This is a genomic window from Asticcacaulis sp. AC466 (genome assembly GCF_000495815.1).
GTDB lineage: Bacteria > Pseudomonadota > Alphaproteobacteria > Caulobacterales > Caulobacteraceae > Asticcacaulis.
Window position 1 is genome coordinate 174,830 of the sequence record NZ_AWGE01000005.1, and the last position, 12,025, is coordinate 186,854.

Consider the following 12,025-nt stretch of genomic DNA (forward strand, 5'->3'; position numbering starts at 1 on the left):
TTTCGGTATGGTCGAGCGCTGCAGATCGCTTATATCCGTTTTCGGCAGGCGCCAGGCGAAGCTGGGGGGCCAAAATGCTCATTCAAAAAGCTAGAACTTTGGTGAGCCTTTCTCAATGGATCCATTCGTCGGGGCGGCCTGCAACTGCCGCCACGGAACCCGGATGAATGGTCAGGACCATGATCTGAGGCGGAGCGTTCAGTCGAACCGGTAAGCCGCTTTCTCCGAGCCCTCGTGTAACTATCAAAATCCGCTGATTGATAATGGTCCATCCTTTGGCGGTGTCTTCAGTGTGGCGAGACATGCGGACAGGCGCGCCAATTAATGGTAAGCGCACTTGTCCCGCGTGGGTATGTCCTGACAGCTGCAGGTCAGATGTATTGGATGACCAATCAAATAATCCAGGATTATGAACCAAAGTGAGTGCCGCCACGTTGGCAGGCACCTTGGCTGCAGCGCGTGGAAAGTCAGGGTGTTGGGTCTGACCGTCTTCAATACCCTCGATCCATATGTCGCCACCTTTTCGTTTCAGTTGCAAACTGTCATTTTGCAGTAATCGGATGTGCGTCTTTGAAAGCGCATCTTTGACGCCCTGACAGTCCCAATAACAGTCGTGATTGCCCATTACTGCCACCACGCCAAGGGGCGCTTCAAGCGCGCCCAGAGCTTTTATACCGTCTAGCTCGAGGGCATCGTCGGATCGATTCCGACGAAGCCTCTCGTCGCCGCGCCGCAGGGCGTCGGCTCCGATGTAGTCGCCACCGAGCAGAACTAAATCGGGATGTAGCCGTTTGACCTGGTCGGCAATTTTGCGAACGCGCCCAATTGGCATATGAAGTCCGCCGATATGGAAGTCCGAAAGCAGGACCACCCGAATTGGTGCCGTGGTTGAAGGCCAGTCCGGTGTCTGCACGTCTAGCCGTGTCACAGTAAGGTTTTCGGGCTCGAACCAAAAAGCCATTGCCAACGAAACGGCTACAGCTGCTCCGACGGCCACTTTAATTACTCGCTTTGGCATTTGCCCTCCCAACCGTGGACAAGCCTATATTGAGCCGTACCTGTTTCCAATGGATTTAACCGCTAGGCGCCGATACGCATCCCGATCCATTACCGGTGCTCATTTTGTCTCTGACCTCGATTATGCAGAGTGTCAGTCGCGGTGAAAATAACGGTTGAAATGCGCGCGGTAGCGATCAGCAGTTTCATGGCGGATTCGGTCTCTGACAGAGTGCCATTCCAAAAATGCAACGAAAACGAAATTTAAAGTTTCGTTTTTGCGTCTTTTTGTTTGCCTTTTTAATTTGACTTCTGCAAGATTAAAACGAACATGTCGCTAGCGGCGGCAAGTGCGGAGGGCCGGACCATGACAAGCCAATCATCAACCTCCTTGAAACCGGCAACGGCCCTGCATCGCCGGGGTTTGCTTAAACTGTTCTCGGGCACAATGATCGCCTCCGGTTTGATGCCATTACCCGTCTTTGCCCAGTCCGCATCCATCGCCACCGTCAGCGACGATGTACTCTCGATAGATTTCGACCTGGGTCTCAATAGCCGCGTAAGCATCGATCCGACTGGCAATCGGTTAGGATTAACCGAGTTCGCGCCGTCCGAAACCGTTACACGCTCCGACGGCCGGGTTATTGATCGTTTTTCCTTCTCGGAAAAAACGCAAAGGAAAATCCGGGACGAACATGGGGATGGGACCGTCTTCGTTATACGGGGAACGTCGGCGGAGGGTCTGGAAAAGGTCGTGAAGATCAGGCTGTACGACCGTTTTCCGGGTTTTGCCCTCACGCGCGTGACTTATCGTAACACACAAGCGACCCCTGTGGCGATCACGCGCTGGACCAGTCACGCCCATACCCTGAAAGGTGCTGCCTTCTGGTCCTTTTCCGGCTCTTCCCACGATGATCGAAGAGATTGGGTCCAACCGGTAAAGGCCGGATTCGACCAACCGAATTTCATGGGTATGAATGCGTCCGATTATGGCGGCGGCACGCCGATTGTCGATGTGTGGCGGCCCGACGCCGGGCTGGCAGTGGGCCACATAGAGTTGACACCCAAACTGATTTCCCTGCCGCTGGTCGCAACGCCGGCCGGGGCGGGCGTTGCCATCTGCCGGGATTGCCCCGTGACCTTAGCGCAAGGTGACGAACTGGCGACGCTCGATACCTTCATATCGGTTCACAGGCGCGATCATTTTGCGACACTCGACACCTATCGCCGGGTCATGGCCGATCGTGGGCTGGCCGCGCCAAAGCCGCCGGCTGCGTCCTATGAGCCGGTATGGTGCGCCTGGGGCTATCAGCGCAATTTCACGGTTGAGGAAATCGAGGGCACTCTGGCCAAGGCCAAGGCGGTCGGCCTGAGTTGGGCCGTGCTCGACGATGGCTGGCAGACCTCGGAAGGCGACTGGTATCTCGATACAAAGAAGTTTCCGCGCAAGGATGCCGACATGGTGGCCTTCGTGCAATCGATCAAGAAGGCGGGACTGAAGCCGCGTCTGTGGCTGGCGCCGCTGGCGGTCGATCCAGGCACGGATCTCCTGCATGATCATACCGATATGCTCTTGCTCGATCAAAACGGCGCGGTGCAGAACGTCACCTGGTGGAACGCCTTTTACCTATGTCCCGCCTATCGGCCGACCCAGGACTATTACCGCCAGCTTGTTCGTAAAATCATTGGCGAGTGGGGCTTCGAAGGGCTCAAGCTTGACGGCCAGCACATGAATGGCGTCGCCCCGTGCTATAATCCGGCGCACAACCATGCGCATCCGGAGGAGTCGGTTGAGCAACTCCAGACCTTCTGGAAGCTGATTTACGACGCGGCCCGCGAAGTCAATCCTGACGCGGTCGTAGAATTCTGTCCGTGTGGCACGTCGTACGCCTTCCATAACCTGCCCTATACCAACCATGTTCCGGCCTCTGATCCGCTAAGCTCGTGGCAGGTGCGGCTGAAGGGCAAATCATTGAAGGCGCTGATGGGCGGGGCCGCCGCCTATGCCGGCGACCATGTTGAGCTGTCCGACGGCGGGGATGATTTCGCCTCCACCGTAGGGATCGGCGGCATCGTGTCGACAAAGTTCGCCTGGCCGGGACCCGGTCACGAAAAGGGAGAAAACTACCAACTCACGCCGGAACGCGAGGCTTTATGGCGCAAGTGGATAGCCATTTATAACACCAAGCAACTCGCTCAGGGCCAATATCGCGGCGAACTCTACGATATCGGCTTCGACAAACCCGAAGCCCATGCCGTCGAAAAGGACGGTAAACTCTATTACGCCTTCTACGCGCCGAAATGGGAAGGTCCGGTGGAACTGCGTGGCCTGACCAAGGGGCGCTATAGGTTGGTCGATTACTATAACGATATCGGGCTGGGCGAGGTCACCCCCGCTAAGAACCGTCTGGCGGTCAGGTTCGACCGTTTTCTTCTTATCGAAGCCATACCTGTTTAGGGCCGCGCTATGAACGAATCCGTGCCTGAACCGTCCGTACATACCGCTGTGGCGGGCAAACGTTGGCTTGTCTATGCCTTGGGCGTCGTAGGTCTGTGGGGCGTGTGGGGCGCCTTTACCGGCATCTCTGCCCAGAAGGGGTTTCCGGAAACCCTGACCTATTGCGTCTGGGCGGTCACCATGATCTTGCCAGCCATATATGTGTTGGCAAAGGCCGGATGGACGCTAGATCATAGTCCACGCGCCATCCTGTATGGCCTGATTATTGGCCTCCTGGGCGCGGGCGGTCAGATGGTGCTGTTCTACGCGGTGAACACCGGCCCGGCCTATCTCATCTTCCCCATCATCTCCTTGTCGCCATTGGTGACGATTCTGATGTCAGCGATCTTCCTGAAGGAGCGGACCACGCGGCTGGGGCTGTTAGGCGTCGTTCTGGCCTTGATTGCCTTGCCGTTGTTCGACTTCTCACCGGAAAAAGGCTTTTCCTTCATGAATGGCGGCGTGTGGTTTCCGCTGGCGCTCGTGATCATGGCCTGCTGGGGCATTCAGGCCTATTTCATGAAGCTTGCCAACCATACGATGACAGGCGAAAGCATCTTCTTCTACATGATGGTGACGGGGCTTATGCTGGTGCCTGTCGCGCTGACCATGACGGACTTTTCCAAGCCAATCAATCTGGGCCTGGAGGGTCCGTGGTTGGCCGCTGGTATTCAGATTCTCAACGCCATCGGCGCGCTCTGCCTCGTTTTCGCCTTTCGATATGGCAAGGCCATTGTCGTCGCGCCGCTAACCAATGCCGGCGGTCCGCTGGTTACGGCCGTGATCTCGCTTGTTGTCGCCAATGTTATTCCCGGCGAACTGAAAATCGTCGGCCTGATATTGGCGGTCATCGCCTCAGCGCTGCTGGCGCTAACCGCCTGAGGCGACGGTTCGAAACCTCACATTTTGTCTTTCACGCAGCGGAAGCCAATGGCGCCTGACCGGTCGATGCTGGGCGCCATCAACAGGTACTTGCCGTGTTCGGTCAATTTGTAAGCCTGAGGAAAATACCAGCGCGAGCCTTGCGGCTTGTAATGGCTGCCGCCCTTGACGATGGCGGCGCGGGTATGCGCGTCGCGATATTCGTCGGTCCATTGCCAGACATTGCCGACCATGTCGCGGACACCGAACGGACTTTCGCCCGTGGGATGGGCGGTCACATCCGCGGCGGCGGCCATGTCGCGACCCGTATCCGGCGTAGGCACATGCCCGGCGATCCAGTCGTTCCCCCACGGATAGGTTCTGTCATCCTGACCCTGGCCGGCATATTGCCATTCCCATTCGTGAGGCAGCCGCTTGCCGGCCCAGGCCGCATAGGCGCGCGCGTCTTCAATGGAGACCCAGGTCACGGGCTTATTGGCCCATCCGGAAGGGTAGGTGCCGTTTACCCAGTCCTTGAGGAAGTTATGCGCATCGGCGGGCGTATAGTGCGTGGCGTCCATGAACTGCTTGAACTGGGCATTGCTGACCGGATAGCGATCCATGTAGAAGGCATCGATGCGCATGTCTTGCGTGTGGTAGCGCCGCGCGGACGCTTCCCACGGGTACTGGACGTCGACACCTTCGTCATTGACACCCTCGATCATGATGCCGCCGACCTTGAAGGTGTAATCACCGGCCGGAATGAGGACCATGCCGGTGGGGGCGGCTTTTGCCGGAGCTGTCTTGGGTATCTCCACCAGCGACTGGGTCGCGGTGACCCATTGGTCGGAGTAGCTGGCCAGTGGGCGGCTGCTGGCGGTTTTCATAACCGACAGAAAGGGCGCCAGCTCGGAAGCGGACTGAGCGGTTTCAAGGATGGCGGCGTAGCCCTTGGGTTCCATATCGAAGGTCAAGACGGTCTGCTTGCCGTCTGTGCGCGCAGTAAGCGCGTCGCCTGTCCAAAGATTGTAATAGCGCATGCCCGGTTTGGTTGGCACAACCATCTGACGGCCGGAGACGGCATAGGCGTTGCGGTTGACGATAGTCCAAAGCGTTTCGGTAGCGGTGTCGGACGGCCATTTGCTGGCAAAGACGCCGAACGTCTCCATCGGCGCGTGAGGCTCCCAGTCGCGGCTGACCAGAAGATGGGCATATTGCCGCTCTATGAGCGAAATCCGGCGCAGGGCCTCGGCGTCGCGATCGGGCAGCTGGTTCCAGATGCCCCAGACGTTTTCCCAGCTTTCATAGCCCGTACCGTTGAAAAAAGCCGATTGTAGGAGATCGCCATGGGTGTGGGCCCAGCGGTCATTGACGTGAACCATATGACGGGGTTCGAGCCATTTATACCGGCTGACCGAGGGCACGAAGTCGAACCGCCAGTATCCCCAGGTCATGTGGTTGTAATTGATCATCTCGTCCGAGCCCAAACCGATTTCGGGCTCCAGGGCCAAGGGGTGGCCCACCGTGTCGGAGGCCTTGCGATAGGCATAGGGCAATCCGTCGAGGGTGTCGCCATTGATCCCGTCCGCCCCGACCGCCGCCAGGTCGCGCGTCAAGGCTTCGGTATCAGGTGCGCCCTGATCGCGTGTACCGCGGTCCCAGACCATAACGGGGAACAGGACCTTGACGCCGGCCTTATGAAAATCGGCAATCATAGCCTTCACCGCCTCCCGGCCGCCCGGCAGGTCGTTGAACAGGTCATAGGCGTTGCGGCTGTCCACGCCCAGGTTAGGATAGGTATGCCACAGAAGGACGCTATCGACGCCGCCGTAACGGGTTTTCAGATCGGCGAGGTATTTTCCAACCGTATATGTGCGCGACACCGGGTCGTAAAAAAATCTGTCGTGGACCATGGTTTGGGTCTGGACGAAACTCGACTGTGTCCAGGCCAGTTCCGGTCGCAAGTATTCCGCCGAAGACAGGCCGGTCCGCGCCCGGCGCTCGTCCCGCCAGTGGCGGATGTCGGCGAGCCATGCCGCCCGCTCGGCTTCGGAGCAGGCGTATCGGCGATCCTCATTCCAGGCAGGCGGCGTATTACACGCCGGACCGGATATCTGCTGCGGCCAGATTTTTGCGGCCACATCCTGAGCGTGCGTAGGCGCGCTCCAGATGCCAAGCAGACTCAAACCGATAAGTGCGCGAAATTTCATGTCTATTCCCTGATATTTTTTGTTCATTATCCGGTCCGCACCGCACCTAAGACGCAAGGCTACCGGATTTTCTTAGTTGGATGCGCCTTGCGGCATTTACGCGTTTTGGGGTCTGCCGCGACGCTTATGCCCTCGTCATGGTTGGCCTTATTGCCTCAGCTCAAGATCAGCTTCGATAAATGCATTGCACCTCAATAGATTTAACTTAACCCCCGTTTGCCTCTTTGAAACGTTTCAAATTGGGTAACTGCTTACATTTTCCAACTGAGCTGTCAAGGCTGTGGGGGACAGACCGATCCGCGATGCACCAGGCGCACAGGCAGTTGCAGGGTCTCCGGCGCCAGGTCCGGGGCATCCATGCGGGCGAGCAGGCGGCTCAATCCCGCTCTTCCGAGCGTATAACCCGACTGGTCCACGGTCGTGAGTCCCGGCCGCGTGATGGCGGCAACATCCAGGTTGTCAAAGCCTACGACCGAAACGTCGTTGGGACACGACAGGCCGCGTGCCTCTAGCGCGGTAAGCACGTCCAGCGCCATAAGATCGTTGCTGGCAAATATCGCGGTTGGCGGCGTGGATAACGACAGCAGGCGTTGCGCCGCCCTTCGCCCGCCGTCAATGTCAAAGGCGCCTTGCTCTATATAGTCGTCAGGCGTGTGAAGGCCGCTGGATGTCAGTTCGGACAAGAAGCCCTGTTGCCGGTCAAAGGCATTGCTGAATTGGTCGGGTCCTCTGATGATGGCAATTCGGGTGTGGCGCGATTGTAGGAAATGCCTGGCGACCAGCCGTCCGCCTTCCGCATTGTCGGACACGATGACATCGCCGCCCCAGTGCATAGGCTTGCGGTCGAGGCACAGGGTCGGAATACCGCTTGGCCGCCCGTCATGCAAAGGGTGGTTCTGTTCGTCACCGACCGATGGGATAATCAGGAGCCCGCTCAGCGAATACGACACCATGGTGCGAAGGTAAGCGGCTTCTTTGACGGGGTCATTATCTGTGTTGCAAAGCACGATCTGGAGGCCGTGTTCGAAGGCGAGATCTTCCGCGCCGCGCACAACCGACGGAAAATAGGGGTTCGTGATGTCCGGAATGATCATTGCGATCATGCGCGTCCGCTGTTGCCGTAAACCGCGAGCCACCGGGTTTGGCGTATAGCCAAGATCGGCAATGGCGCGTTCGACGCGCGCCTTAATATCCGGGCCGACGCCGGCGCTGCCATTTATGACATGAGAGACCGAGCCCACCGACACACCGGCGTGTTTGGCGATCTCCTTAATCGTCACATTCACAGACAAGGCGTCGTCTCCCAGAAAAGGTGCCAATAAGGAGAATGGATATAATCACGACCTGCGGGGCCAACAGCGGCGACGTCTATGGCTGTGGAATCACGGGAGACTATTTCACAGGCAATGGGGATATCACAGGCTGAATTTCTGAACGTTGCGGCCGCCTTGCCGGATCGCATATTGCCTATCGAATTTCTTTTTATAACGTTTCGGCAGCGGTTTTATGTTCGCAATGCACTTCTTTCGACGAGAATTGTTAAAAGTACCGTTTTATATGTTTCGTTTTCATTGTTTTGATTGCGTTCTTGGCGATGAAGCGCTAGGGTTGGATGAACACCATCCCTATGGAAGGAAATCTCATGAAGGCCATGCTCGATCTGGTTGCCCGCCATAAGGCGGGCGGGGCCGTCGGCATCACGTCGGTATGCTCGGCTCATCCCTTGGTCGTCGAAGCGACCTTTGCGCATGCGCTCAAGGTGGGATCTGAGATCACGCTGATCGAGGCGACCTGCAATCAGGTCAATCAGGATGGCGGCTACACGGGCATGACGCCGGCCGATTTCGTTGCGTTTGTCTATGCCATTGCCGATAAGGTCGGACTGGCACGCGATCGCATCGTGCTGGGAGGCGATCATCTCGGACCCAATCCCTGGACACATTTGGCGGCTGACGCGGCCATGGCAAAGGCCGAGGTTTTAGTCGCCCAGTATGTTGCCGCCGGTTTTCGCAAAATTCATGCCGACTGCTCGATGTCCTGCGCAGATGATCCGGTGCCGTTACCCGAGGCGGTGATTGCGCGTCGCGCAGCCCAATTAATCGCCATCGCCGAAAACACCCATCGGGAGGTGGGCGGGGAGGCGCCGGTCTATGTGATTGGCACGGAGGTGCCCGTGCCCGGGGGGGCGCACGAGGATTTGCCCGAACTGGAAGTCACGACGCCCGCCGCGGCTTTGGCGACGATTGGCACGCACAAAGCCATCTTCAGCGAACTGGGTCTGAGTACGGCCTGGCCGCGCGTCATCGCTACTGTCGTCCAGCCGGGTGTGGAATTCGACCATCACAAGGTCATTGACTATGATCGCGCCAAGGCCGCCAGGCTCAGCCGCGCGCTGGACGGGCAGGCGACCCTTGTTTTTGAGGCGCATTCGACCGATTACCAGACACCCAGAGCGCTTAAGGAACTGGTTGAAGACCACTTCGCTATTCTGAAGGTGGGGCCGGGCGTGACCTTCGCCTTACGTGAGGCCCTTTGGGCGCTTGATGCCATCGAGCGAGAATGGATAGCGCCGGATCGTCAGTCGCATTTTCGCGATGTCGTGGTCGAACGCATGACCGCCGACCCCAGAAACTGGGCCAAATACTACCACGCCACCGGCGCCGATTTGAAATTCGATCTGCAATACAGCCTGTCCGATCGCATACGCTACTATTGGCCGGACGGCGAAATCACGCTTGCCCAGCGCGCCTTGTTCGACAATCTGGCGGAACAGGTTCCGCCACTGGCTTTGATCAGCCAATATCTGCCTGACGCCTATGCTATCATACGCGACGGCGGGCTTGAGCTGACACCTGAAAATCTGGTCATTGCCCATGTTGGCGCGACCCTCGACGCCTACCACGCTGCCTGTACCCCCGCCCTGGAGTTGATTGATGCCTGAGACCGTAGCCCGTTTGGGCCTAGACGAGACCACCCTGGAAAAGCTGGGCGGGTTATGGACCGCGCGTGAAATCGAACAACAGCCGCGGATGCTGCGCGAGACGCAAGCTCTGTTGATGGGCATGACGGACGCAATTGACGCCTTTCTTCAGCCCCTTCTGGCGCGCAAGGTCCGTATCATTCTGACCGGTGCGGGCACTTCGGCCTTTATCGGTGAATGTTTGGCGCCCGCGCTGTCGGCCCGGTTGAAGCAGCGCGTCGAATCCATTCCGACAACCGATCTGTCATGCGCGCCGCAGCTCTATTTCGAGAGCGACACGCCGACGCTTCTGGTGTCCTTCGGTCGGTCGGGCAACAGCCCGGAAAGCGTCGCGGCAGTCGAACTGGCTGACCGTTTCGTCACGGACTTGCATCATCTGGTGGTCACCTGCAACGCCGATGGTGCCTTGGCCGCTTACGGCAAGGCGCCAAAGGGTCTGACACTGTTGTTGCCCGAAGCGACGCATGACCGAAGCTTTGCCATGACGTCGAGTTTTTCATGCATGATGTATGCAGCCCTGGCCGTGTTTTCGGGCATCCCCGCCATGCAGGCCCGCATTGGTGCCATAGCCGACGCCACGCAGAGTGCGCTTGAAGACTATTCGGCCATGATGACGGCGCTGGCCTCCGAAGGCTATGAGCGTATCGTCTATCTCGGTAGCCATATTTTCCAGGGTCTGGCGCGCGAATCTGGGCTCAAGCTGCTCGAACTCACAAATGGTGCCCGCGTCACCCTGTTTGACTCCCCGCTGGGATTTCGCCATGGGCCGAAGACCATCGTCAATGCCAAGACCCTGGTGGTCGTCTTTTTCTCCAACAACGCCTACACACGCTGTTACGACTCAGACCTGCTCGATGAATTGCGCCGGGATAATGACGCGGCGCGCGTGATAGCCATCACCGCCCAGGACGGGGTGGGTGTCGAGCCTAAGGATACCGTGCGTATTCGCGGGCTGGAAACAGCCGACGATACCGACCTTTTGTTCCCATACATAGTCGGTCCGCAAATCTTCGCCTTCCAGGAAGCCTTGAACCACAACCTGACGCCGGATAAGCCTAACACGTCGGGCACGGTCAACCGTGTGGTGCAGGGTGTACGGATTCACGAACTGGGATAGGCTTGGACGGAGAAGACTGCGATGGGCTATCTGCTCGGCGTCGACGGTGGCGGAACCAAAACCGAGTTTGTGCTGGTCGATGAGGCAGGCCAGGTGTGTGCGACCTGTCAGTCGGGTACGAGCTACCATATCCAGATTGGCTTTGACGGGTTGCGCGACTGTCTGTCGTTTGGTGTTCACTCCGTGCTTGATCAAGTCGGCGCAACCCCCGCCGACATTGCCTATGCCTTTTTCGGGCTGCCGGCCTATGGCGAAGACTCCGCCGCCGAAGCCATGCTCGACGTTCTGCCTGAGGCGGTGCTTGGCCATAGGCGATATGCGTGCGGGAACGATATGATTTGCGGCTGGGCCGGCTCGCTGGGCGGCGAGGATGGCATCAATATCGTGGCTGGGACGGGCTCGATCGGTTATGGTGAGCACCAAGGGGCGTCGGCCCGCGGCGGTGGGTGGGGTGAGGTGTTTTCCGACGAAGGCTCCGCCTACTGGATCGCCATTTCCGGCCTGAATGCCTTTTCCCGCATGGCAGACGGACGCCTGGCCAAGGGGCCGCTCTACGACATATTCATGCAGGAAATGGCGCTCAAAACCGATCTGGATATTTGCGGCTACGTCTTCGGCCGCGAAGCGCCGTCGCGCGATCGTATAGCGGCTCTGTCGAAATGGGTCGCCGAGGCGGCCGGGCAGGGCGACCGGGCGGCCTTGCGCATTTTCGAGTCCGCGGGCTTTGAACTGGCGATGATCGTCGATGCCATTCGCCTCAAATTGAACTATGCGCCCGATGCGCCGGTCGACCTGTCCTATTCCGGCGGTGTTTTTCGCTGTGGAAGTCTTATACTCGATCCCCTGCAACGTCATCTCGAGGCGGCCCACCCTCGCTACCGGTTTGTAAGCCCCCGCTATGCGCCCAGTATCGGTGCGGTCCTCTATGCTGCCCGGCTGTTGGGGCGGCCGTTTCCGCTTGAGGCGATGCAGCATTTTCCCACTGCGTGAGGACCACTCGTTCTGATCTCCCTGACACGGCGTGAGTGTATGCTTAGGTTAAATATAAAGACATAAAGATATCTTTATATCATTATTGACTGTGGAATGCTGGTGACCTATGGTCATCTTGTCGTGGTTCCATGCGCTTTTGGGCGTATGGCTAAGAGGGAAGCCGGTGCGCCGTTAAGGCAATGCCGGAGCTGCCCCCGCAACTGTAAACGGTGAGCTTTTGTCCATTTGCCATTGGGGGTAACTCCGAGAAGGCGGACAAGGGTCGTGACCCGTGAGCCAGGAGACCTGCCATAGACCTCATATCCATCTCGGGCGGGGTGCCTCGGTGATGCGTTGCCGCCTTGCCGACGACTGTCTGCGGGGACGGTGGC

General features: G+C 58.3%; 8 protein-coding genes and 1 riboswitch. Of the genes, 5 read left to right on the forward strand and 3 right to left on the reverse strand.

The annotated features are described in order from the left end of the window. Positions 1-112: 112 nt before the first annotated feature. A complete protein-coding gene (locus AEAC466_RS28040) occupies positions 113-1,018 on the reverse strand; it encodes a metallophosphoesterase (RefSeq protein ID WP_023457088.1) in 906 nt (301 codons plus the stop codon). A gap of 345 nt (positions 1,019-1,363) precedes the next feature. Here AEAC466_RS28040 and AEAC466_RS28045 point away from each other — a divergent pair, with 345 nt between their 5' ends. Together AEAC466_RS28045 and AEAC466_RS28050 are read left to right on the forward strand one after the other, a co-directional pair. Then, positions 1,364-3,454 carry a glycoside hydrolase family 36 protein gene (locus tag AEAC466_RS28045; protein WP_023457089.1) on the forward strand — a complete coding sequence of 697 codons (2,091 nt, stop codon included), beginning with the start codon at positions 1,364-1,366 and terminating at the stop codon, positions 3,452-3,454. Between the two features lie 9 nt (positions 3,455-3,463). Then, positions 3,464-4,375 (forward strand): EamA family transporter, encoded by a 912-nt coding sequence (locus AEAC466_RS28050; RefSeq protein ID WP_023457090.1) that lies wholly within the window; start codon positions 3,464-3,466, stop codon positions 4,373-4,375. A 17-nt stretch (positions 4,376-4,392) separates the two neighbouring features. Here AEAC466_RS28050 and AEAC466_RS28055 read toward each other — a convergent pair whose 3' ends face one another. Together AEAC466_RS28055 and AEAC466_RS28060 are read right to left on the reverse strand one after the other, a co-directional pair. After that, positions 4,393-6,564, reverse strand: coding sequence for a formylglycine-generating enzyme family protein (locus AEAC466_RS28055; RefSeq protein WP_031238302.1), 2,172 nt, complete (start codon positions 6,562-6,564; stop codon positions 4,393-4,395). A 272-nt stretch (positions 6,565-6,836) separates the two neighbouring features. Then, on the reverse strand, positions 6,837-7,850 hold the full coding sequence (locus tag AEAC466_RS28060) for a LacI family DNA-binding transcriptional regulator (protein ID WP_023457092.1): 1,014 nt from the start codon (positions 7,848-7,850) through the stop codon (positions 6,837-6,839). Between the two features lie 356 nt (positions 7,851-8,206). On the opposite strand from AEAC466_RS28060, the gene AEAC466_RS28065 reads away from it, so the two are divergent. The 3 genes from AEAC466_RS28065 to AEAC466_RS28075 are packed head-to-tail and all read left to right on the forward strand — an operon-like array spanning position 8,207 to position 11,651. Continuing rightward, the gene (locus tag AEAC466_RS28065) at positions 8,207-9,505 is read left to right on the forward strand and encodes a D-tagatose-bisphosphate aldolase, class II, non-catalytic subunit (protein WP_031238304.1); all 1,299 of its coding nucleotides are present in this window, start codon (positions 8,207-8,209) and stop codon (positions 9,503-9,505) included. Beyond that, a complete protein-coding gene (locus AEAC466_RS28070) occupies positions 9,498-10,661 on the forward strand; it encodes an SIS domain-containing protein (protein ID WP_031238305.1) in 1,164 nt (387 codons plus the stop codon). Before AEAC466_RS28065 ends, AEAC466_RS28070 begins: the two co-directional genes overlap by 8 nt. A 21-nt stretch (positions 10,662-10,682) precedes the next feature. Further along, positions 10,683-11,651 carry an N-acetylglucosamine kinase gene (locus tag AEAC466_RS28075; protein WP_023457096.1) on the forward strand — a complete coding sequence of 323 codons (969 nt, stop codon included), beginning with the start codon at positions 10,683-10,685 and terminating at the stop codon, positions 11,649-11,651. 107 nt (positions 11,652-11,758) lie between these two features. Next, positions 11,759-11,962: riboswitch (cobalamin riboswitch) on the forward strand. The last annotated feature ends 63 nt before the right edge of the window (positions 11,963-12,025 follow it).

Bases quoted from the DNA above. Each gene is read 5' to 3' on its own strand.
- AEAC466_RS28045 (WP_023457089.1), top strand. From the start codon at position 1,364: ATGACAAGCCAATCATCAACCTCCTTGAAACCGGCAACGGCCCTGCAT.
- AEAC466_RS28065 (WP_031238304.1), top strand. From the start codon at position 8,207: ATGAAGGCCATGCTCGATCTGGTTGCCCGCCATAAGGCGGGCGGGGCC.
- AEAC466_RS28050 (WP_023457090.1), top strand. From the start codon at position 3,464: ATGAACGAATCCGTGCCTGAACCGTCCGTACATACCGCTGTGGCGGGC.
- AEAC466_RS28070 (WP_031238305.1), top strand. From the start codon at position 9,498: ATGCCTGAGACCGTAGCCCGTTTGGGCCTAGACGAGACCACCCTGGAA.
- AEAC466_RS28040 (WP_023457088.1), bottom strand. From the start codon at position 1,018: ATGCCAAAGCGAGTAATTAAAGTGGCCGTCGGAGCAGCTGTAGCCGTT.
- AEAC466_RS28055 (WP_031238302.1), bottom strand. From the start codon at position 6,564: ATGAAATTTCGCGCACTTATCGGTTTGAGTCTGCTTGGCATCTGGAGC.
- AEAC466_RS28075 (WP_023457096.1), top strand. From the start codon at position 10,683: ATGGGCTATCTGCTCGGCGTCGACGGTGGCGGAACCAAAACCGAGTTT.